Source organism: Bradyrhizobium sp. LeoB3 (assembly GCF_055456055.1).
The window spans coordinates 1-22469 of the sequence record NZ_JBVBEF010000067.1; the positions used below are offsets into that span (position 1 = coordinate 1).

Genomic DNA, 22469 nt, shown 5'->3' on the forward strand with positions numbered 1-22469 from the left:
CGCCCAGATACATCGCCCGAGCGCCGAGCGGGTTGCCGGGACCGCCTGCCATAAACCGCGGCAGATAAGGCTGACGCACAAGCATCTCTGCCGGCGGACGCCAATCCGGCCATTCCGTCTTACGGGCCACAGTCTGCTCGCCTGACCATGTGAAGCCTTCGCGGCCAACACCGATGCCGTACCGCAACGCTTGCGTGTCGCTCAGAACGAAATACAGGAATGTGTTCTTGGTATCGATGATCACGGTGCCCGGCGGCTGGTGGCTGGCGTAGTCGATCACCTGCCGAACAAATGCTCCGGGACCGTCAGCAGCTTTTGGTGGTTCGACCAGAGGCGCCGGGACCGAAATCGGAGCCGGAACTGATGCATGAACTGGAGTTGACACGTGAACCGGAGTTGACGATGCCAGGGCTTGGGGCGCGGACGGCTTCCGTATCGGTTGCACGCTCGTCGGGCGAGACAGCAAGCTGTATCCCAATGCGGCGACGGCCACGGCGCCAACTGCAACTCTCGCGGCCATTGGTAGTGCGAGCGCTTCTGCCTTTCCACGTTTGGCCCGCTTACTCATATCTTTCCCCCGGTCACCATGCCCGGAAGAGGTACCCAGCAAAATTTAAGAAACTTCGAAGCGATTTCGCTCAGGCTGGAACCGTTAGCGGTGGTTAACGCCGAACTCTTGTTCGGCAACATAAAAATTGGGAGTGACGCTCGATATCAATTTGGCGACATGGACGACGCACGTCACATTGCGGAACGAGTCGAAGTCTGAATTGCCCGGCCGAGCGGACACGCTCCGCTCTTTGGTTAACAGCGGCTTCGGGTCAAAGCGCGACGTCCCCCACTCCGTATGCGTCAGTCTACTTAGCCTGTCCAGAAAACCATAGGCCTCACTTCGACGCTCTAGTTTCACGCAAACATCTTTATCGCCGACTTCCTTTGATCGCTATGGGTCACAAGCGGCGGTAGAAACTCGCGCGAGCGAGTTTCCGGACTACCCGTGAGAGCGGACCTGCGAGATCGGGCGCCAGGATATCATCGTCATTGCGCTGGGATTGCTCAGCGCCGCCGCCTACATCATCCAGTACCGCCTGCTGCACTAGACCAATGCGCCATAATATTGCGTCATTCGCTCAACATCGTTCCGACTCGCGGGGAGCTGCTCATGTGGAAGGAACAAGCATGCGACGCTTTCTATTCATCATCCTATTCATCATCGGGCTTCTTGCCGCGCTGATCATTTCCCCCGTCACCCAAGCCCAAATCATAAGCATTACGATCGCCCCACCGGAGCTTCCGGTCTATGAGCAACCGCCGCTTCCAGCACCCGGGTACATTTGGACGCCCGGCTATTGGGCTTACAGCACGGACGGTTATTACTGGGTTCCGGGCACCTGGGTGGAGCCGCCGGCCGTCGGCCTGTTGTGGACACCCGGTTACTGGGCCTGGCGTGACGGTGTTTACGCGTGGAACACCGGTTATTGGGGGCCGCGTGTCGGCTTCTACGGTGGCGTCAACTATGGTTTCGGCTATGGCGGCGTCGGCTATGAAGGCGGCCACTGGGACAATGGCGTGCTGGCTTACAACCGCACCATCAATAATTTCGGCAGTGTCAACGTCACCAACGTCTATAGCAAGACCGTGATCAACAACAACATCACGCGTGTCAGTTTCAACGGCGGCAGTGGTGGGATCACGTCTCAGCCGACGGCGCAAGAGCAAGTGGCTGCGCAGGATCACCACGTTGCTCCTGCGCCCGCGCAGATCCAGCAGCAGCACCTGGCGAGCACGAACAGAGCGCTGCTCGCCTCCGAGAACCACGGCCGCCCGGCAATCGCAGCGACAGCCAAGCCCGGCGAGTTCACCGGCAAGGGTGTTGTCGCCGCACGGGAAGCCAAGCCGGGACCCGCGCCGCTGCCGCAGCCGGTCGCTCCCAAAGCGCCTGCGAACAATGCGGTCGCCAACAAGCCGCTCGAGAGCAAGCCTCTTGCGGCCGCCCCACCCGGCAATAAGCCTGTTGCGAACGATCCTCCCGCCGCGAACAAGTCACTTGAAAACAAGGCATCTGTTGGCTCGGAGCATGCTGCGCCGACCAACGGAGCGCTGCCCAAGCCGCCGAATGCGGCGGTCAGACCGGAAGCAAAGCCTCTGAATGCCGCAGCGAAGCCGGCAAATGTCGCAGCGAAACCGGTCGCCGCCCCACCGGCGCCAAAACCCGGCGCCGTTGCCGCGGCCCCGAAGCCGCCCCAGCATCCATCCGCTGCTCCAGCGCCACATCGAGTTGCCGCCGCGTCGCATCCGGCGTCGCGCCCCGCGCCCCACCCGCCGGCTGCAAAGCGGAATGTCTCGCCGCATAACGAGGCGCATTAGACCATGACCCGATTAGGCGGATTCGGATCATGTTCTCATCTCTTTGTTTGAGCATGATCCAGCGCTCGAGACTCGAATTCCCGGTCGCCTTTCGCCATCCAACCGCTAAGCGCGTGTCAACGCTTCGCGCACGTTGACACGTTCCCCGCCTGGCTTGCTGACATAAAGATGGCTCTCCAGGACGGATTGCATGTTCTCGAACATCGAATAGAGATCGTCGCAATATACCGACGGATTGTCGTAACCATTCGCCTTGGAAAAACGATGCGGAAGATACCCCCCTCCGCAAGCATTCATGAACTTGCACTGCCGGCATTTCTCGCAAAGATCGATTGAGGCGTCGCGCGCCGCTTTCCAGCGCGGCTCGTTCCTGACCTCGTCGATCGCATGATCGAAGATGTTGAACCTGGTCTGCGTGAAACCCTCGCCTGCGATCCGTAGCACATCGTGGGCCTCCACGGTGCCATCGGTCATCACGGTGCAAAGCTCGATCGGCTTGTGGCCGACGCCCTCGGTCGGCGAATTGTTGCCAAGCAGGGCGGTGATCATGTCGGAAACGATGCGGATATTGGCGGTCGGCGCCGTGTGATTTGCCGTCAGCCACAAGTCGAACAGTCCGTTGTAGAACGACGCAATGGACGCCGGCTTCTCGTCCACCGTCGCATCGGGGATCATGATGTCGTAGTTCGCAATTCCGCACGCGGTGAAAAACGCGACATACTGCTCCGGCGGGTACGCGGGATTGCAGACAGCCAGGGCGCTTACGCAAATGTCGCGCGAGACCAGCATGCGGGCGGCGCGCTCCACCGCAGCGTGGGTGCCCGTCCCCTGAAATGTCCGACGGTGAAGGTCGTGAATATGTGCCGGTCCATCGAGACTGATCGCAACCGAAATGTTGCGTGTCTCGAAGCAGTCCAGCCATTGATCATCGATCAACACGGCATTGGTCGTGACCGCGATGGGAATGTCGCAGCCGGTTCGCGACGAAATGCGCTCGCAGGCCTCGGCAAAATGGTGGAAATTCTCGACACCCCAGAGCAAGGGCTCGCCGCCATGCAGAACGATGGGAAAATCGACGAGGGAGTATCGCCCGACGTGCTCTTCGATGCGCTGCAACAATTGATGTAGCACGCCGGTGCTCATCAGCTTGGGCTTGTCGTAGACGGCCGCGTCGCGAAACCAGTAGCAATAGGAGCAGTCGATGTTGCATCGCGCTGCCACCTTGACCAGCAACTGCGTGATCGGCTGGTCATGGAAAGCGACAGGATTTGAATCGTCAAACAACATGCCGATGCCGAGATGCGCCTGAAGAAACTGCGATCAGCCTAGTATCCCCGAACAAAGCCCCCTCTGCGGAAACCTGGAGCGTATCCGCCTCTGCGGAAGGCACCTGCCCCTGGAGCGTATCCGGCCCTGCGAAAGACGCCCGCATGCGGCCCTCGGCCAAAGCCTCGCCTGAAATAAACTTGGTTTACAACGGGTTGGTCAGGAATAACTGCGGGCTGGTCGGAGCTAAGTCCTTCCGTCGAACCCTGCTCGCGCAGTTCGTTGAGCAGCGCGTCGATGCCTGGATGGTCGCTCTGAATTGGCGCGCCTGGGCCGTGCAATTGCAGGAGGCTCGCCAAAACCTTCAGCGTGGTAATCGCCATGGTCGTGCTCCTCTTCGCGATGCAGTTCAAGATCGAACGAAAGACCGGTGATTTGCCTCAACCGGATGAGCAGCGAACAGTATATACCTTTTCTATTGCAGCGGAAATGTGGTGGGGCCGAGGTAGCGCTCTTTGCCATACGATGCTTTCAGGAAATTCCGACCGTTGACGGTCTGGATGAAGTTCGAAGCGGCGCGTCGGCGCAAATTTGCAGCAGGAGATCAATACACAAGCCGCAGAGGAAACACGGAAATGAGCGATTGGTTGCACAACCTTTCAGTGCTCTGGATGGCACTCACCATTTTCGCCTTTACCTACCTTCTGGCGATCTTAGTTTTCGTAGGCGTTACAATAGTCTCGACCAAGGGCCGAACAGCTTCATTCAAGTCGGTCTCTCCCGGCATGTTGCCGGTACTCGGCATCATATTCGGCCTGTTTGTTGCCTTCACCGCGTCGCAGGTCTGGAGTGATAGTGATCGCGCCAGCTCGGCGGTAAGCCGCGAAGCCAGTTCGCTGCGAGCGGTTATCCTTCTCGCCGGCGGTTTGCCCGCAGAGCAGGAGACGCGCCTGCGCAGCCTCGTTCGTGAGTACGTCGAGCAAACAGTAGCGGTCGAATGGCCAATGATGGCGCGCAAAACTGCTTCGCTAACGGTGGATCCCCCCGCTCTCGCCCAGGTGCTGCAGCTCGTCGTCTCGATCTCGGCGCAAGGTGCAGGCCAGCAGACGGCGCAACGCGAAATCATCACAGCCTTGCAGTCCGCGCTGGACGCACGAAGACAACGGATCATCGTCAGCCAGTCAGAAGTCAATTCGGTCAAGTGGTTGTGCCTCTACCTGCAGGCGATATGCGAGTTGCTGGTGATCGCCCTCGTTCACTGCGATAATCGGTTGGGATCAGCAATCGCGATGTGGCTGTTCGCGACCGGAGCGGCAACCTCGGTTTTGCTGATTGCCACTCATGATCGGCCATTCACGGGTCAGATTTCGATAGGGCCCGCGCCGTTGCTGCAAATCATGCCCGAAAAGACGGCAAGCTGATATGCGTCGGGTTGCACCGACATTTTTGGGCGGCTGACAGCCGTCCATCTTGAACCAGTGACCGCGGCTGCGATGCGCGCATGGCAGAAGGACGTTCCCGGTGCGTTGTAAGTACTCGCGAGAGGACGAATAATGCTCATCATTGAATCGCTTCAGGGAAGGTACGATTGTCGCTTGTCGTTGAGGAGACCAAACAGTTCGGCGTGAAGCGCGCAGCATTTGCCGCCACGATCGGCAACATGCTCGAATTCTATGATTTCATCACCTACAGCTTCTTCGCGATACAGATCGGCCACACCTTCTTCCCTGTGCAAGGCGAGTATGGCAGCCTGATGCTGTCGCTCGCGACCTTCGGCGCAGGTTTCATCACGCGCCCGATCGGCGGGATCGTGCTTGGCATCTATTCCGACCGTGTCGGCCGGCGGCCGGCAATGCTGCTCAGCTTTGCGTTGATGGGGAGCGCGATCCTGGCGATCTCGATCACCCCATCCTACAACGCCATCGGCCTTGCGGCGCCGATCATTGTGATCGTGGCGCGCCTGGTGCAGGGATTTGCGCTCGGCGGCGAGGTCGGGCCGACCACGGCCTATCTCCTGGAGATCGCCCCGCCGGAACGTCGGGCGCTGGTGGTCTCATGGCAACCGACAAGCCAGCAGATCGCCGCCACCACCGGCGCACTGGTCGGCTTCATCCTGAGCAGGACGATGACGCCAGAGGCGCTGGATTCCTACGGCTGGCGCGTGGCATTCCTGATCGGGGCCGTCTGCCTGCCGTTCGGGCTCTGGATGCGCCGGACGCTGCCGGAGACGATCCCGCAAGGCGAAAGCGGCGCCCGGCGCATCGAGAGCTCGAGCCATCTCGCGCTGGCGCGCCGGCACATTCGCCTGATCGCACTGGCGCTGATGATCTTGGCGAGCGGCACGATTTCGACCTATGTGACGCAATACATGACGACCTATGCGCAGAACACGCTCCATGTGGCGCCGTCTCTGGCCTTTGCGACGTCGCTTGTCAGCAATGGTCTTGGGATCGCGGGCGCGTTGCTGGGAGGCTGGCTGGCCGACTTGCTGGGTCGCAAGCCGGTCATGATCTATCCGCAGCTCGTCACGCTCGCGCTGACCTATCCGATCTTCCTGTGGATCGCCGGTGCACCCGGCGCGTGGTCGCTGTTGTTCGGCTTCGGCGCGCTATCGCTGATCGGATCGCTGCCGTTCACGGCTTTCTATGCCACCTTCACCGAGGCGCTGCCCCAACAAATCCGCGGCGGCGTGTTCGCCACCGTCTACGCGGTTGCAATCGCGAGCTTCGGCGGCACCGCGCAGCTCGTGGTCACGTGGCTGCTGCATATTTCAGGAGATCCGCTGGCGCCCGCCTGGTACCTCCTGCTCGCCGCCGTCGTCGGACTGATTGCGATGAGCCTGATGCCCGAGACGGCACCGGTGAAAGTGCAGGCTGGTGCACCAGCCCGTAGCCCGGGTGGAGCGAATGCGTAACCCGGGACGTCGGCATCCGCGACTACGGGCAGTCCCGGGTTGCGCTGCGCTTCACCCGGGCTACGGAGCAGGCCACCCCTTTGATTGATCGACGGATCAGCTCTGCGAGTGGCGCGCCATGAAGTTGTCGTAGCCGACTTCGGCCACCTGGAACCATTGATAGCCGTTGCTGGTATAGGCTGTCAGCGATTCATAGACCTTCTTGAAATTGGCGTTGCTGGCTGCGACTTCGGCGTGCAGCTCCTTTGCCGCCTTGAAGCTTGCTTCCATGATCGCAGGCGAGAAGGCGTGCAGCTTGGCGCCGCCCGCGAGCAGCTTCTTCAGCGCGGTCGGGTTCACGGTGTCGTACTTCGCCATCATCCAGTTGTTGGCCTGGTGGCCGGCCTGCTCGAGGATGGCCTGATAGTATTTCGGCAACGCATTCCACTTCTCGTGATTGACGAAGACCAGCAGCATCGGGCCGCCCTCCCACCATCCCGGATAGTAGTAATGCGGCGCGACCTTCTGCAGGCCGAGCTTTTCGTCATCGTAAGGGCCGACCCATTCGGCTGCGTCGATCGTGCCTTTCTCAAGCGCCGGGTAGATGTCGCCGCCGGCGATCTGCTGCGGCACGCAACCGAGCTTCTCCATGACGCGGCCGGCGAAGCCGCCGATGCGGAATTTCAAGCCTTTGAGATCATCGACGGTGTTGATCTCCTTGCGGAACCAGCCGCCCATCTGGCAGGTCGTATTGCCGGCAAGCAGCGAGGTGACGTTGTAGCCCTTATAGAACTCGTTCAGGAGCTCCTTGCCGCCGCCCATCATGTACCAGGCCTGATTGAGCCGCGCGTTCGGCCCGAACGGCACCGATGAGCCGAAGGTGAAGGTCGGATCCTTGCCGAAATAGTAGTAAGAGGCGGTGTGGCCCATCTCGACCGTGCCGCTCTGCACGGCGTCCAGCACCTGCAGGCCCGGCACGATCTCGCCAGCGGCAAAAGTCTGGATCTGGAATTTGTTGTCGGTGGCCTCGCCGACGACCTTGGCCATGATCTCGGCTGCGCCATGCAGCGTATCGAGCGATTTCGGCCAGCTCGTCGTCATCCGCCATTTCAGCTCCGGCATCGACTGCGCGATGGCCGGCACGGCGAGCGTGGCGGCACCGGCGGCACCGATGCCGGCGACTTTGATGAAGTCCCGTCGTTTCATGTTGTTTCCTCCCTTTGAATATGTGTCATCGGCCTTCGTACCGAGGCCTGAGGGCAGCATGGAACATCCCCTTCCCGATTGCCATCGCCAACGTTCGCCGCAGCGCGCAAAAAAGCCGCGGTCAGGCAGGGTGCAGATTACTGATGCAACGAAAGATCCGATCTGCTGCAATCGTCTGGTAGCGCGGGTATCCAAATCTCTCCCATCCGACGCAATCGGCGGCCTGCCGTCGACAGGCTCGCCATCGCCGCTTCCGATCGATGGGAAACAAGCCATGTCCTACAATTTCCTGGTGGCCACCTGGGGAGACCACGGCCATCTCGGACCGACCCTGACAGCGGCGCAGCAATTGCGTGCAAGGGGTCATGTCGTTCGTTTCATCGCGCGTGCGGACGCGCGCGCGTCAGTCGAGACGGCGGGCTTCGGCTTCGCGACCTGGCAACGGACGCCCCACGTTTCGCCTATTGGGCAGGCCACCGACCCCCTTCAGTACGCCTGCGATCACCTGCTGTTTGGGCCAGCCGCCGCGCAAGGTGCGGATGTCCGCGACGAAATCCGGCGCGCCACGACTGACGCTGTGTTGACCGATATGCCTCTGTTCGGCGCCGTGCTCGCCGCGGAGGCCGAACATATTCCCTGTGCCCTGCTCTCGCCCACCATCAGCATACGACCTCTCCCAGGGCAGCCACCAATTGGCAGTTGTTTGCCCGCGCCGCGTACGCCGGAAGACCGTGTCGCCGTCGAGGCGGCAAGCAACCGGTTCGCTGCTCTCATGAACGAATGGCTGCCGATGCTGAACGAGGCGCGGGCGAGCCTGCAGCTTGCTCCTTGGGCTGATGTGATGGAGTTGTTCGACCGACCGGCGCGGCTCCTGATAGCGGTAAGCGCGGCGTTTGACTTTGCCCCCGACTTCCTCCCCAGCAATGTCAGGTACATCGGGCCGCTCCTGGATTCCTCGAATTGGTCGAAGCCATGGATCTCTCCCTGGTCCCAAGGGGATCGTCCGCGCGTGCTGATCTCTTTCAGCACGACCAATCAGGATCAGACCGAGGCGCTGCAACGCACGATCAACGCGGCAGGACGCGTCGATGTGGATGCGGTTGCAACGCTCGGACCTGCTCTGGACCACGTCACCCTGCAGGCGCCGGACAATGTCACGCTGCTGCCGAGCGCCCCGCATGATGCGGCCATGAAGGAAGCCTCGCTGGTCGTGAGCCACGGTGGCCACGGCACCACGAGCCGTGCACTCGCGCATGGCCTGCCGCTGCTGGTCATGCCGTTCGGCCGCGATCAGGGCGACATTGCCGCGCGTGTGGAAGCCTGCGGAGCGGGGTTGGTCTTGCCGCCGACCGCCACGGAAGCGGAAATTGCCGCCGCGATGACGCGCCTGATCCGCGAGCCGCAATTCCTGATCGCTGCCCGACGGTTCAAGGACATCATCGCCGCCGAAGTCAGCGCAGCGCCGCTTGTCGGCGAACTGGAAGAAATCGTTCGAGCTGCAGCGAACGCCTGAATCCGGGACATCCGCATTCACACCGCAAAAAAGCCCGGCCCCACGAAGGGACCGGGCGGTGCATCTACTATTTAAAACCCGATCAGCCGCGGGTGCGCGAGCGGATCATGAAGCTGTCGTAGGTGTACTCGGCGACCTGCCACCACAGATATTCGTCGGAGCGGTAGGCCTGCATTGCGTCGATCGACTTCTTGAAGTCGGGGTTCTTCGCGGAGATTTCGCTCCACAGCTCGTTGGTCGCCTTCAGGCAGGCTTCCAGCACCTCGTTGGTGAACGGACGGAGCTGCGTGCCGCCGGCAACCAGCCGCTTCAGCGCCGTCGGGTTTTGCAGGTCATACCGCGCGGCCATCCAGCTATTGGCATTCGCGGCCCCGTTGGTGAGGATTGCCTGATAGTTCTTCGGCAGCGCATTCCACTTCTCGAGGTTGACGAATGCGTGGACGGTCGGGCCGCCTTCCCAGAAGCCCGGATAGTAGTAGTACTTTGCGACCTTCTGGAAGCCGAGCTTCTCGTCGTCATAGGGGCCGACCCATTCGGCGGCGTCGATGGTGCCCTTTTCCAGCGCCGGGTAGATGTCGCCGCCGGCGAGCTGCTGCGGCACCACGCCGACCTTCTGCAGGACCTGGCCGGCGATGCCGCCGATGCGGAATTTGAGGCCGGAGAGGTCGGCGACCGTCTTGATCTCCTTGCGGAACCAGCCGCCCATCTGAGTGCCGGTGTTGCCGCAGGGCAAACCGATCACGTTGAACTTCTTGAAGAACTCATTGCCGAGCTGCTCGCCGCCGCCCTGGTACCACCAGGAGTTCTGCTGCCGCGCATTGAGGCCGAACGGGACCGAGGCGTAGATCGCGAACGTCGGATCCTTGCCGACATAATAATAGGCCACCGTATGCGACATCTCGACGGTACCTGTTGACGTTGAGTCCAGCGCCTGCAGGCCCGGCGCGATCTCGCCCGCCGCGAACACCTGGATCTGGAATTTGTTGTCGGTCATCTCGGCGACGTATTTCGACAACTGCTCAGCGCCGCCATAGATCGTGTCCAGCGACTTCGGGAAGCTCGAGGTCAAGCGCCACTTGATTTCGGGAGAAGACTGCGCAATCGCCGGCGCGGCAACCGCAGTCGCGGCCGCACCGGCCGCAGAAACTTTCAAAAAGTCACGACGCTTCATCTTAAGTCATCTCCTTGCGGGGCGTTTCCCTTTTGTCCCCAAAACATCTCCTCCGGGCGGGCGAATCCTCAGGCTCCGGGGGCGCTCTGGCGGGGCCGTTTAACACGGATGGCCGCCCGCGGAAACGCGACATTGGCATGACGGGACTGGACGAAAGTCGCAAGACGCGAGGCGAAATATCGGGCGGAAAGGACTGTCAAGCCGCGGCGATCACGCCTCGGAGCTGGTCGCGGACCTTGGTCCCGATTGCGCGGTAAATCGCCGCGTGCGGCCCGTCCGGCTCGCTATCCACCACCGGATTGCCGGAATCCGAGGTGGTGCGGATCGCCATATGGAGGGGAATTTCGCCCAGGAACGGTACCCCCAGCCGCTCGGCCTCATGCCGGGCGCCGCCATGGCCGAAAATGTCCGAGCGCGTGCCGCAATGCGGGCACTGGAAATAGCTCATGTTCTCGACAATGCCGAGCACGGGCACGTTAACCTTCCTGAACATGGCGAGCCCGCGCCGCGCATCGATCAGGGACAGGTCCTGCGGGGTCGAGATGATGATGGCGCCTTTGAGGGGCACATTCTGCGCCAGCGTGAGCTGCGCGTCACCGGTGCCGGGCGGCATATCGACCACCAGCACATCAAGCGTGCCCCAGGCGACGTCGCGCAGCATCTGCGTGATCGCCGACATCACCATCGGCCCACGCCAGATCATCGCGGTGTCTTCCTCGACCAGGAAGCCGATCGACATGATCGAGAGCCCGAAGCGGGAGATCGGGATCATCTTCTTGTCGTCGTTGAGCGCGGGCTTCTCGCGGATCCCGGTCAGCCGCGGCACCGAGGGGCCATAGATATCGGCATCGAGCAGGCCGACGCGCAAACCGAGATCGCGCAGGCCGAGCGCGAGGTTGAGCGCGGTGGTCGACTTGCCGACACCGCCCTTGCCTGAGGCCACTGCGATAACGGCGGCGATCCCGGGGATTTCGGCCTGCCGCGACATCGGCGACGGTGCGCCTTGCGGCGGCCGATGCGTCGAGGCCGGCGCGATGCCGCCGCCGCCATGGCGGTGCGGCTGCGGCGGAGCCGCCGAGCCAGGCTTGCGCTCGGCGGTCAGCGCGATCATGGCGGCGGTGACGCCGGGGATGGCGCGCACGGCGCTCTCGGCCTGCGCGCGCACGCTTTCCCAGGCGCGCGCCTCCGCGGCATCGACATTGATCGAAAAGAACACCTTGCCGTCGCTGACCGTGATCGGCGACAGCACGTTGGCATTGGTCAGGGCGACGCCGCGCGGCGATGTCACCCCGGCCAATTTTTCCAGAACCTGTTGCTGCGTCACGCTCACAGCCGCTCTCCTGCCGAATATCCACATGGTGAAGTCACAGATATGACGGATCGGCAGAAAAGGGTAGTTGCGCCAGCACAATAGATTCCGCGGTTCACACCGCGCGGCCGAACGGTTCCTACCTGCCACCGATGTCGTCGGCGCGCTCGGCCGGCGCGTCAGCGCCCTGTTCCTTGGCGACCTCGTAATTCAGCTCGATCATCACGCCGTTAGGATCGTGCACAAAGATCTGCCAGAGGTCGCCGCCCGGAACCTGCCGGGAATCGAATTTCATGCCCTTGGACTGAAGGCGCTGCTGCATCGCCGTGAAACCGCGGCTGACGAAGGCGACATGATGGACCACGCCGGAGTCGGGCTTTTGCGGCTCGTCGGTCGGGGAAATGTCCACGAGGTGAACCACCGGTTTGCCCTCGCTGTACATCCAGGCGCCGGGAAAGGCGAAATTCGGCCGGGCGCCCTTCTCCAGGCCCAAAACCTCCTCATAGAACGTGACGGTTTCGGCGAGTTTCCGGGTGCGGATGTTGAAATGATCGAGCACGCCCACGCTTGCGCCCGCCTCTCTTCCATTCATGTCTCACTCCCATTTTTGTGAGGTTCGTTGGTGGGTTATGATAACACAAAACCGCTAGATCATGATCCGATTGGACAGAATCGGATCATGATCTCATTTCTTTGTTGGAGCATGATCTTTTCGGAAAACCGGTTTCCACTTTTCCGGATCATGCTCTAATGCCGGCCAAACGAGCCGTTGCCCTCTGCGGCGCAGCGTTTATGGTGCGGCCCTCCCGCCTGAAAAACACCGTCCGGCCCGTGCAATGTCGCCGGCAAATCCCAAGGTCACTAGAAGAAACAAGGTAGCAGACATGGCTAAAGTCGCTTTTCTCGGTCTCGGCGTGATGGGTTTCCCCATGGCAGGACATCTCGTGAAAAAGGGGGGCCACGAGGTGACGGTGTACAATCGGACGCAGGCGAAGGCGCAGGCCTGGGTCGAGAAATTCGGCGGCCGCGCGGCGCCGACGCCGAAAGCCGCGGCCGAAGGCCAGGATTTCGTGATGTGCTGCGTCGGCAATGACAACGACCTGCGCGCGGTCACGATCGGCCCGGACGGCGCATTCGCCGGCATGAAGAAGGGTGCGACCTTCGTCGACCACACCACCGCTTCCGCCGAAGTCGCGCGCGAGCTCAATGCCGCCGCCGAGAAGGCAGGATTCAAATTCGTCGATGCTCCGGTCTCCGGCGGACAGGCCGGCGCCGAGAACGGCGTGCTGACGGTGATGTGCGGCGGCAAGGAAGACGCCTATGCCGGCGCCGAGCCGGTCATCGCGGCCTATGCGCGGATGTGCAAGCTGCTCGGACCGGCAGGCTCCGGCCAGCTCACCAAGATGGTCAACCAGATCTGCATCGCCGGCCTGGTACAGGGCCTTTCCGAAGGCATCCATTTCGCCAAGAAGTCGGGGCTTGATGTGGCCAGCGTGATCGAGGTGATCTCGAAGGGCGCGGCGCAATCCTGGCAGATGGAGAACCGCTACAAGACCATGAACGATGGAAAATACGATTTCGGCTTCGCGGTGGAATGGATGCGCAAGGATCTCTCGATCTGCATCGCGGAAGCGCGACGCAACGGCGCCAACCTGCCGGTGAGCGCGCTGGTCGATCAGTTCTACGCCGAAGTCGAGAAGATGGGCGGCAAGCGCTGGGACACGTCGAGCCTGCTGGCGCGGCTGGAGCGCTAACGGCGCGCATGCTGCGCTCCTTCCCCTGAAGCTGGACTCCTTTCCCCCCTCAAAGGGGGAAGGCTGGGATGGGGGTCAAGCCGCGCACACCAGCGTTGGAGCGACAGCGGGGATTGGGATTATAGGCAATGAGATTGCTCATATCCCAGCTATGGAGCAGTCAACTCCGTTCGACTTATCGCAGCAGATAGTCCCTGACATGGATGACGCGGGGATGGCGCAGTGCTGTCTTGTTCCAGACGAGATAGATCGTATTGTCTGGCCCCGGTCGCGCTGTCGGTAGTTCAACCAGATGACCGACGGTCAGCGCTTCGGCGCAGAGGTAGTCCGGCAACACGGTCCACCCTGTTCCAGCCTGGGCCATGCCGCTCAGGACGCGCAGGTCTGGAGCCGTTACCACCGCCTGCATGTCGGGCGTCTTGCCGAACACCTGCTCGAAGAAGGGCCGCAGCAGCGGCAGTGTCTCGTCATAGGCGATGCAGGGTAGTCCGCACAGAAACTCGGTCGTGACGGTGCGGGCCTTGGTGCGCTCAGCCAAGACCGGCGCGGCGACGAGCAACAATCGCTCCCGGCCCAATTCCGCGAACCCATGCACGCTGCCGTTCGGCGGCGAGGCCGTGACGGCGAGATCGGCATGGCCCTCATCGAGCGCCGCATAGATGCGTTCCCGGTTGCCGGTCTGGATGCGCAACCGCAGGCCCTCGCGGACGAGCGGCGCCAGAGCGGGACCGATACGGGCAGAAAGGTATTCGGCAGGGCCGACCAGATGCACCGTGCCGCTCAGATGGGTGGAGCGGGCCCGTGCCGCCCCCATGGTTGTCTCGATCCCGTCCAGATGAGCCGCGATCGAGCGGGCGAGATCGTCGGCAGCCGACGTGGGCGCGACGCCGCGTGCCTGGCGGACGAAAAGGAGCTTGCCCAGCATTTCTTCCAGCGCGGCGATATGCGCGGACGCCGATGGCTGGGTGATGCCGAGCCGCTGCGCCGCGCGGGTCAGCGATCCGGCGCGATAAGTGTCGAGGAAGGTGCGCAGATAGATGAGGTAGTTCATGATTGTTAAGCCATAGATATTTCTATGGCTGATAGCAGAAGGAATGATTTTTGTCGCGTTCCCGCTTGCTGCATGGTTCGGCCGAAAGCCGGAGTGACACCATGCCGAGCAAATTGAAAATCCTGATGATCCTTACTTCCAGCGCCACCATGGGCGAGGCCGGCGAGCCGACCGGCCTGTGGTTCGAGGAACTGGCGGCGCCTTACTACGCTTTCATTGATGCGCGGCGGCCGTGACGCTGGCCTCGATTGTTGGTGGCCCGGCGCCGATCGACCCGCGCTCGGTCAAGCCGAAGGGGGAGAACGAAGCCAGCGTTGATCGCTTCCTCAGCGACGAGACGGCTTCCGCAGCGCTCAAGGCGACAGTCCGCATCAACGGCATCGACGTCTCGGTTTACGACGCGATGTTCCTGCCCGGCGGACATGGGACCATGTGGGATCTGCCGGACAGCGCCGAATTGGCCTCGCTGCTCACAAAGGCATGGGCGCAAGGCAAGGTGGTCGCTGCCGTGTGCCATGGTCCGGCTGGCCTCGTGAACGCGAAAGACGAAACCGGCGCACCGCTCGTCGGCGGTCGGCGCGTTGCAGGCTTCACCGACAGCGAGGAACGCGCGGTCGGCCTCGACGCGGCGGTGCCGTTCCTGCTCGAAAGCCGCCTGCGCGAATTGGGCGGGCGTTATGAGAGCGTCGCGGATTTCCAGCCTTTCGCTATCACCGATGGGCGGCTTGTGACCGGGCAGAATCCGGCTTCATCTGCACTCACGGCCAAGCTCACACTGGAAGCGCTGAAAGCTCATCCCACGCGCTGAACCGCCTCCCCAACAAGAAGAAAGACCGTTCTCATGACCACGCCGCAGGCGCGGAGCATTCCGCTCGTCATCTATGTCTTCGCGCTCTCGGCGTTCGCTTTGGGCTTTACAGAATTCGTCACCATTGGCCTGGTGTCTGACATTGCGTCCGACCTGAAGGTGGATGTCGGGCAAGTGGGCGCCGCCGTCGCCACCTATGCGATCGGCGCGACCATTGGCGCACCGATCCTGACGGCGCTGGCGGCGAGCTGGAGCCGCAAGCATCTCCTGCTGGCGGCAATGATCGTGTTCACCGTTGGCAACTTCCTCGTCGGTCTGTCCGGCGACCTCACTTCGTTGCTTGCGGCCCGATTCGGATCAGGACTGGGCCATGGCGTCTTCCTCGCCGTTGCATCCAGCGCGGCGACAAGGCTGGTCGCGCCGGAGCGAGCAGGCAGTGCGGTCGCCGTCGTGTTCGGAGGGCTGACGCTGGCGCTGGCCTTCGGCGTGCCGATCGGCACTTTCCTGGGCGGCATCTGGAGCTGGCAGACCATTTTCATGGGCGTGGCGATCTGCGGCGCCATCGGCGTGGCCGGTCTGGCTCTGTTGATGCCAAATGCGAAGGATGGAGGGGAAGCGAAGGACGCCCTGCACAATCTGCTGGCGCTGTTCGACCGCCGCTTGCTAGGCGCAGCGTTCATCACCGTGCTGGCCTATACCGGCTCCTTCTGCCTGTTCTCTTATATCTCACCGCTGTTGATCGAAGTGACCGGCATGAACCTCGCATGGGTCAGCACGATGATGCTGGTCTATGGAGTGGCAGCGGCGATCGGCAACATCATCGGTGGGCGCATGACCGACCGTCTCGGCCCCGACAAGGCGGTGATGATCGTTCTCGTCGGTCTTGCCCTCGTGCTCGCGGCGATGTGGCCCGCCGTCCATTCCGTTCCGGCCATGGCGGCGTTGATCGCCGCACTCGGCGCGCTCACCTATGCTGCGGTGCCCGCCATGCAGGCCCGCGTCATCGGCATTGCCGAGCGCCATGCGCCCAAAGCGCTCGCCGCCGCAGCCGGCCTCAACATCGCTGGTTTCAACTCGGGCATAGCGCTCGGATCGCTGGTCGGCGGCGGGGTGATTGGAGGCTGGGGGCTAACCGCGACGGCGCTTGTCGGTGCGGGCGCTGCCATCGCAGGAATTGCGGTCCTGTCGTTTCAACGGAACGAGTCAAGGACGTGAGGAGGCGTGGACAGAGCACAAGGGCGACGAATGCGGCGGCGCGAAGGGAGCGGTAGACCCTCATGAGCCTTCCCCGTCATTGCTGTGCATGTTCACTAATTCGCTGATCGAATGGTTTGCGTCTGGGCCTCAGCAAAGTCGGCTCATTCACAGACAACGCCAAAGGTTAATTTAACTTCTCGTTAACGAGAATCTTTAGCTTTCTAAGTCATCGCTTAATGATTTGGCGCGAGAGATAGACAATGCAAAAGCCCGTGCGGTTTGCGGGCAGGATTTTGTGTTGTTAATGAGTGATCCCGCGGAAAAGCCTGAAGTTGTCCAGCTGCCGGCCGAGCCCCAGGCTGCCGCGCCGGTCAACAGTCGCCGCGCCGCAGCGCAGCGGGTCCGGGAGGCTCGGGATCGGTTAACGTCAACCAGCGGGACCCGCCCCGCATTCGACACCGAACTGCTCCGCCAATATGCCCAGACCAGGATCTCGGCATCCTACGTCGTGATGCTGCTGGTGATCGCCACCGGCGTGCTGTTCGGCCTGTGGCGAGAGCCGCTCGTGGCGGCGGCCTGGACCATCGGCGTGCTCGGCATCCATGCCGCGACCGTGAAGAGCTGCACCAAGTTCCTGAAGGAATCCCCCTCGCCTGCCGCGACGCGCAAATGGCGGGCGCGCTTCGTGCTGCTCGACCTGCTCTACGGCTTGTTCTGGACGGTGATCCTGGCCCATCCCGCAGGCACGGATGCCGCCTCCAATGCAATGATGATGTTCCTGATGCTGCTGGTGATCGCGGTCTCCAGCATGCTCGCGGCGAGCCTTCCGATGGCGGCACTGGCGGCCACCGCGCCGGTGACGATCGCGATCGCTGTCAGTTTCGCGCTGAGCGGTTCCTTCGACAATTACGTGTTCGCGCTGCTCGCGCTCGGCGCCGAGGGCTATTTTGCCCTGCTTGCCCACCGGCTGCATTCGACGACGCTCGCCACGCTGCAGGCGCGCGCCGAGAAGGACGTGCTGATCGCCGAGCTCGAACAGTCCAAGGCGATCTCCGACGAAGCACGGCATCGCGCCGAAGCCGCCAACGTCGCCAAGTCGCGTTTCCTGGCGCAGATGAGCCACGAACTGCGCACGCCGCTGAACGCCATCCTCGGCTTCTCCGAGGTGATGAAGAGCGAGATCTTCGGCGCGCATGCGGTGCCGGTGTACAAGGAATATTCTGCCGACATCCACAATTCCGGCGTCCACCTGCTCAATCTCATCAACGAGATCCTCGATCTGTCGCGGATCGAGGCCGGCCGCTACGAGCTCAACGAGGAAGCGGTCTCGCTGCTGCATGTCGTCGCCGACTGCCACCATCTCTTGAAACTGCGCGCGACCAGCCGCGGCATCACCATCCACGAAGTATTTGAGCAGGGCATGCCACGGATCTGGGTCGACGAGCGCGCGACGCGGCAGATCGTGCTCAATTTGTTGTCCAACTCGATCAAGTTCACCCCGCAAGGCGGCGAGATCTGGCTGAAGGTCGGATGGACCGCCTCCGGCGGCCAGTATCTCAGCGTGAAGGACACCGGCTCCGGGATTGCCGAGGACGAGATTCCGATCGTGCTGGCATCGTTCGGCCAGGGCTCCAACTCGATCAAGTCCGCGGAACAGGGCGCGGGCCTTGGCTTGCCGATCGCCAAGAGCCTGATCGACCTGCATGGCGGCACCTTCACGCTGAAGTCGAAGCTGCGCATCGGCACCGAGGTGATCGTGACATTCCCGCCGGAGCGCGTGATGTCGGCGTTGGCGCCGATGGCCGAGGAAGCGCCGCCGTTGCAGCCGCAACCCTCGATTCCTATGACCGACGACAAGCAAAGGGGGCGCCACAAGCCGATCATGAGTGCAGGCACCGGGCTATAGACACTACGAAGAGTCATCCCGCTACGCGCTTGCACCCGCGATCGAAATCGTTTCACTATCGATGGATGAGCACAGAAACGCCGTGTATCGCAGTCTGTATGATCGACCCCAGGACCAAGCTCTGCTTCGGCTGTGGGCGGACGCTGCCGGAGATCGCGCGCTGGCACAAGATGGACAGCGCCGAGCGCCTCGCCGTAATGACGCTATTGCCCGCGCGCATGGCGGAAGCGGGCCTCGAGCGGATGGAGGCGCGCCCGAAGCGCGCCTAGAGCGCGATGACTTTTCTTCGAATCGTCATCCCGCTCTAGCTCTTTGTTTGAGCATGATCTCCGCGCAAACGCTTCGCGTTTGCCGCGAGGGAAAACCGGTGCCCACTTTTCCGGATCATGCTCTGGTGCATTGGACGCGGGAGGCGGTGTCATGAGCCGCATCCTCCTCGTGCTCCTATTGCTGGTTGCGACCGCCGGCGCGGTCGTCGCCTATGGCGACCCCGAACAAATCGCGCGCGCCGGCCATCAGGTTTCGCACATGCTGCGCGGGAACGTTGTGACCCCCGGCCCCGCCGTGCAGATCCCGCGCGGACAGGGCGGCGAGTTCGCGCTGCGCGCCAAGATCAACGGCGTCAGCGCGCCGATGGTGATCGACACCGGCGCGACCTCGGTGGTGTTGACCTGGGAGACCGCGAAGGCAATCGGGCTGCCGATCGAAATGCTCGAATACAATGTTGATCTCGAAACCGCCGGCGGCCATACCAAGGCAGCACGGCTGACGCTCGATCGCCTCGCCGTCGGTCACCTGGTCGAAAAGTCTATCCCGGCGCTGGTGGTGCCGCGCGGGCAGATGAAGACGAATCTGCTCGGCATGAGCTTCCTGGATCGGCTGGAAAGCTGGGGCGTGCGGGCCGACAAGCTGATGCTGACCGGCTATCCCGACGTGCTAGGCCGCCATCGACGCGGCCGCACGGCTTCCAACTAGCGCGATCGCCTCGCGTAGTACATTCACCCCCGCACCCGGCCTCGTGCCATGCTCGGCGAGATGGCGGCGGAAGGCGCGCGCTCCCGGCACGCCGAAGAACGCGCCGACGAAATGCCGCGTGATCGCATGCAGCCGCGCGCCGCGCGCGAGTTCGCCTTCGATATAGGGGATCATCGCCTCAAACGCGTCCTGCATCGTGGCGTGCGGCGCCGCCTCGCCGAACAGGTCGGGGTCGACCGACAACAACCGCCACGGCTCCTGATAGGCCGCGCGGCCCAGCATCACGCCATCGACATGCGCCAGGTGCCGCTTCGCCTCGTCGAGACTCGCGATGCCGCCATTGATGATGATGGGAACACGGGGCATGGCGGCTTTCAGCCGATAGACGCGATCATAGTCGAGCGGCGGGATGTCGCGGTTCTCCTTCGGCGACAGGCCGTTCAGCCAGGCTTTTCGCGCGTGCACGATCAGCGCATCCGCGCCCGCTTCGATCACGCCGCGCGCTAGCGTATCGAGCGCCAGTTCCGGATCCTGGTCGTCGATCCCGATACGGCACTTCACCGTCACCGGAACCTTCACCGCGCGCTTCATCGCCGCGACACCCTCGGCAACGAGCACCGGCTCCGCCATCAGGCAGGCGCCGAACCGGCCATCCTTGACCCGATCGGACGGGCAGCCGACATTGAGGTTGATCTCGTCATAGCCGAAATCCTCGCCGATCTTGGCTGCAGCGGCGAGTTCACGCGGATCGGACCCGCCAAGCTGCAACGCCACCGGATGCTCGCTCGCATCAAACCCGAGCAGCCGCGCGCGATCACCATGAATGACGGCGCCGGTGGTCAGCATCTCCGTATAAAGCCGCGCCCGCCGCGAAAGCTGGCGATGGAAGACGCGACACTGCCGGTCGGTCCAGTCCATCATGGGCGCGACAGAAAAGCGATAGTCTTGCGATTCCAATGATTTACCTTACACTCTCAATGGGATGAAGCACGAACGTGTGCACCTCAAACTAGACGAAATTGCACACGTTTGTACCCGTTTTGACCTCTCGGTGCACACATAGTGCACACGAAAGCCGGAGTGCACACGCGTGGCGACCTTCACTCAATTGACCTCCGGGAACTGGCGCGTTCAAGTCCGTCGCAAGACCCGTTATGTGGCCGAGACGTTCCGGCGGCGCAAGGATGGGGAAGAATGGGCGCTCGAAATGGAGCGCAATATCGACCGCAACGGATCGTCGAAGCCACGCGTGGTGCGGAACGTCCGCACGTTTGGCGATCTGATTGACCTGCACGACGAAGACATGCGCGAGGTTGGAAAGCCCCCTCGCCGGTCAAAAGCTGCTGTGATGGCGTCGCTCAAGACCGAGCTCGGCGGTGTGAAGCTTCCCGGGCTCAATCGAGAGCGGTTGATCGAATTCGGGAGAAAGCGCGCCAAGCAGGGCGCTGGCCCCGCAACGCTGGCAATCGATATGTCTTTCATCCGGACAATCATAACACACGCAGCTGCCGTGCACGGCGTTGAGGTTTCAGCCGAGGAAGCCCGCCTCGCACGCGTCGCGCTAAGTCACCTCAATTTGGTTGGAAAGAGCAAGGAGCGTGACCGACGGCCCACTCAAGACGAACTCGACGAACTAATCGAATACTTTGAGACGAACCAGCGGCAGTTCATACCGATGGGGCGGATCGTTCGATACGCCGTGGCAACGACATTGCGCCAGGAAGAAATCTGCAAACCCGAGTGGCCGCTGGTTGACATGAAAAAGCGATTGGTGGTCATTCAAGACAGAAAGGATCCGAGGAACAAGGAGGGAAATGACCAAAAGGTACCTTTGCTCAACTTGACGGGCTATGACGCGTGGGAAGTCGTGCTTCAGCAGCGGATTGTGACTCGAGGCCATGGACGGATCTTTCCTCATAATCACCGATCCGTCAGTGCGGCATTCACGCGAGCTTGCGATGAACTCAAGATCGAGGACCTGCACTTCCACGATCTGCGTCACGAAGGAACGAGCCGTCTGTTCGAGGCAGGACTCCCAATCGAAAAGGTTGCGCTGGTCACCGGACACAAAGATTGGCGGCAGCTACAGCGCTATACAAACCTTAGGGTTGAAGATCTTCTAAAGCTGCAACACGCAAAGCAGCCGTCGATGGAAGAATTCATCGCGACGTTGGTCACCTTATAGGCGATCCACTCTGCTTTGCGGCGGCAAGGCCAGCCGCTCATAAAGGTCTGGTTGCAGGTTCGAGTCCTGCCGGGCCCACCAACGAAATCAATCGTGTGCGGACCACCAAAGAACGACTCGATTTCACATGCTACTGAAGTAACTGATGAAATTTGCCCTGATTTTTTCGCGCGGTTTTGAGCGCGAAAAAACCGAGGGGGCCTATTCGCCATTCGTGCGGCCTTCCAAGGCAACAGACTTCAACTTAAATGCGGTTGAAGCTGCTCTGAGTGTGAGCTTCCGATCAGGTGGCTGGCCACCAATCGACTTCGCATAAGGTTCGTTATGCGAATAGGACGTCCCTAGACTAGGGGGTCAATTTTGCATGCCGAATGACAGGCTATGGCCGCAAGGGCGTTCTCGATCCGCAGATTGCCGCCAAGATAGAGGCCCTCGAACCACCGGTGGTCAAGAGGATGAGAGACACGTTGCTCAGCGCCAAGAAACCGGCCGATGCCGGCAAGCTGACCGTGCTCAAGACTCATTGAATTTCGAAGTTCGTCGCACCGTTCTGAATGGCGCGCCATTCAGAACAAAACCGCGAACTCTTACGTTATTGAGATTACGTTACAGCTATGAAATCTTCGCCGGAAAAGTCATGAGTATGAGATCGCCACGCCCTAGGCATGCTCGATCGCGGGGGGTTCTATTGACGTGAACACTCATTGGCTCGGGCTGCCTTGCGCGCAGCAACTCCACGTCGTTCGTCCTCGCGCTCGGCTTTGTGCCGTATAGAGTTGCTTGGACAGGTCCCGTCGCCGCCTGCCTGTCAATCAAGGTCTCGCAGACTTGCGTCGTTCCGCGATCATGGTTCTCGCTTCATCTATCG

At 61.9% G+C, this 22469-nt stretch carries 21 protein-coding genes and 1 pseudogene; 14 read left to right on the forward strand and 8 right to left on the reverse strand.

The window, feature by feature from the left end:
* The coding region (locus ACZXDY_RS31590; RefSeq protein ID WP_464348203.1) for a L,D-transpeptidase at positions 1-568 on the reverse strand (568 nt) is incomplete at its 3' end.
* Between the two features lie 611 nt (positions 569-1179).
* Between ACZXDY_RS31590 and ACZXDY_RS31595 the strand changes: the two genes are divergently transcribed.
* A complete protein-coding gene (locus ACZXDY_RS31595; protein WP_464348204.1) occupies positions 1180-2367 on the forward strand; it encodes a YXWGXW repeat-containing protein in 1188 nt (395 codons plus the stop codon).
* A 105-nt stretch (positions 2368-2472) separates the two neighbouring features.
* Here ACZXDY_RS31595 and ACZXDY_RS31600 read toward each other — a convergent pair whose 3' ends face one another.
* Complete coding sequence (locus ACZXDY_RS31600; RefSeq protein WP_464348205.1) at positions 2473-3654, reverse strand: radical SAM protein; 1182 nt, start codon at positions 3652-3654, stop codon at positions 2473-2475.
* 360 nt (positions 3655-4014) lie between these two features.
* On the opposite strand from ACZXDY_RS31600, the gene ACZXDY_RS31605 reads away from it, so the two are divergent.
* The 3 genes from ACZXDY_RS31605 (at position 4015) to ACZXDY_RS31615 (ending at position 6547) form a co-directional block, all read left to right on the forward strand.
* Positions 4015-4185 (forward strand): hypothetical protein, encoded by a 171-nt coding sequence (locus ACZXDY_RS31605; protein WP_464348206.1) that lies wholly within the window; start codon positions 4015-4017, stop codon positions 4183-4185.
* A gap of 83 nt (positions 4186-4268) precedes the next feature.
* Positions 4269-5054: a bestrophin-like domain gene (locus tag ACZXDY_RS31610; protein WP_464348207.1), complete on the forward strand. Its 786-nt coding sequence runs from the start codon at positions 4269-4271 to the stop codon at positions 5052-5054.
* 239 nt (positions 5055-5293) lie between these two features.
* Positions 5294-6547, forward strand: coding sequence for an MFS transporter (locus tag ACZXDY_RS31615; RefSeq protein ID WP_464348240.1), 1254 nt, complete (start codon positions 5294-5296; stop codon positions 6545-6547).
* A gap of 96 nt (positions 6548-6643) precedes the next feature.
* On the opposite strand, the gene ACZXDY_RS31620 is transcribed toward ACZXDY_RS31615, so the two are convergent.
* The gene (locus ACZXDY_RS31620) at positions 6644-7732 is read right to left on the reverse strand and encodes a TRAP transporter substrate-binding protein (protein ID WP_464348208.1); all 1089 of its coding nucleotides are present in this window, start codon (positions 7730-7732) and stop codon (positions 6644-6646) included.
* A gap of 274 nt (positions 7733-8006) precedes the next feature.
* Between ACZXDY_RS31620 and ACZXDY_RS31625 the strand changes: the two genes are divergently transcribed.
* A complete protein-coding gene (locus ACZXDY_RS31625) occupies positions 8007-9245 on the forward strand; it encodes a glycosyltransferase (RefSeq protein WP_464348209.1) in 1239 nt (412 codons plus the stop codon).
* Positions 9246-9327: 82 nt separating this feature from the next.
* Here the strand turns inward: ACZXDY_RS31625 and ACZXDY_RS31630 are convergent, their stop codons facing one another.
* From ACZXDY_RS31630 to ACZXDY_RS31640, 3 genes are all read right to left on the reverse strand, one after another.
* A complete protein-coding gene (locus ACZXDY_RS31630) occupies positions 9328-10416 on the reverse strand; it encodes a TRAP transporter substrate-binding protein (RefSeq protein ID WP_028167047.1) in 1089 nt (362 codons plus the stop codon).
* 196 nt (positions 10417-10612) lie between these two features.
* Positions 10613-11746 (reverse strand): Mrp/NBP35 family ATP-binding protein, encoded by a 1134-nt coding sequence (locus ACZXDY_RS31635; protein ID WP_464348210.1) that lies wholly within the window; start codon positions 11744-11746, stop codon positions 10613-10615.
* A gap of 118 nt (positions 11747-11864) precedes the next feature.
* Positions 11865-12317: a VOC family protein gene (locus ACZXDY_RS31640; RefSeq protein WP_464348211.1), complete on the reverse strand. Its 453-nt coding sequence runs from the start codon at positions 12315-12317 to the stop codon at positions 11865-11867.
* Positions 12318-12609: 292 nt separating this feature from the next.
* Here ACZXDY_RS31640 and ACZXDY_RS31645 point away from each other — a divergent pair, with 292 nt between their 5' ends.
* On the forward strand, positions 12610-13479 hold the full coding sequence (locus tag ACZXDY_RS31645; protein WP_028167050.1) for an NAD(P)-dependent oxidoreductase: 870 nt from the start codon (positions 12610-12612) through the stop codon (positions 13477-13479).
* Positions 13480-13654: 175 nt separating this feature from the next.
* Here ACZXDY_RS31645 and ACZXDY_RS31650 read toward each other — a convergent pair whose 3' ends face one another.
* Complete coding sequence (locus ACZXDY_RS31650) at positions 13655-14530, reverse strand: LysR family transcriptional regulator (protein WP_464348212.1); 876 nt, start codon at positions 14528-14530, stop codon at positions 13655-13657.
* Between the two features lie 101 nt (positions 14531-14631).
* Here ACZXDY_RS31650 and ACZXDY_RS31655 point away from each other — a divergent pair.
* The 5 genes and pseudogenes from ACZXDY_RS31655 to ACZXDY_RS31675 all read left to right on the forward strand — a co-directional run bounded on the left by ACZXDY_RS31655 (position 14632) and on the right by ACZXDY_RS31675 (position 19416).
* Positions 14632-15338, forward strand: a pseudogene (locus tag ACZXDY_RS31655) (type 1 glutamine amidotransferase domain-containing protein).
* A 33-nt stretch (positions 15339-15371) separates the two neighbouring features.
* A complete protein-coding gene (locus ACZXDY_RS31660) occupies positions 15372-16553 on the forward strand; it encodes an MFS transporter (protein WP_464348213.1) in 1182 nt (393 codons plus the stop codon).
* A 286-nt stretch (positions 16554-16839) separates the two neighbouring features.
* A complete protein-coding gene (locus ACZXDY_RS31665; RefSeq protein ID WP_028167054.1) occupies positions 16840-18441 on the forward strand; it encodes a sensor histidine kinase in 1602 nt (533 codons plus the stop codon).
* 65 nt (positions 18442-18506) lie between these two features.
* A complete protein-coding gene (locus ACZXDY_RS31670) occupies positions 18507-18710 on the forward strand; it encodes a DUF1289 domain-containing protein (RefSeq protein WP_028167055.1) in 204 nt (67 codons plus the stop codon).
* Between the two features lie 151 nt (positions 18711-18861).
* On the forward strand, positions 18862-19416 hold the full coding sequence (locus ACZXDY_RS31675) for a TIGR02281 family clan AA aspartic protease (RefSeq protein WP_028167056.1): 555 nt from the start codon (positions 18862-18864) through the stop codon (positions 19414-19416).
* Here ACZXDY_RS31675 and dusA read toward each other — a convergent pair.
* Entirely contained in the window at positions 19378-20337 is a 960-nt protein-coding gene (dusA, locus tag ACZXDY_RS31680) for a tRNA dihydrouridine(20/20a) synthase DusA (RefSeq protein ID WP_464348241.1), read from the reverse strand. The two genes, ACZXDY_RS31675 and dusA, sit on opposite strands and share 39 nt — an antisense overlap.
* Positions 20338-20506: 169 nt before the next feature.
* Between dusA and ACZXDY_RS31685 the strand changes: the two genes are divergently transcribed.
* The 3 genes from ACZXDY_RS31685 (at position 20507) to ACZXDY_RS31695 (ending at position 22128) form a co-directional block, all read left to right on the forward strand.
* On the forward strand, positions 20507-21601 hold the full coding sequence (locus ACZXDY_RS31685) for a site-specific integrase (RefSeq protein ID WP_464348214.1): 1095 nt from the start codon (positions 20507-20509) through the stop codon (positions 21599-21601).
* A 145-nt stretch (positions 21602-21746) separates the two neighbouring features.
* The gene (locus ACZXDY_RS31690) at positions 21747-21917 is read left to right on the forward strand and encodes a hypothetical protein (RefSeq protein WP_464348215.1); all 171 of its coding nucleotides are present in this window, start codon (positions 21747-21749) and stop codon (positions 21915-21917) included.
* Positions 21918-21972: 55 nt separating this feature from the next.
* Entirely contained in the window at positions 21973-22128 is a 156-nt protein-coding gene (locus ACZXDY_RS31695; RefSeq protein ID WP_464348216.1) for a hypothetical protein, read from the forward strand.
* Positions 22129-22469: the final 341 nt, after the last annotated feature.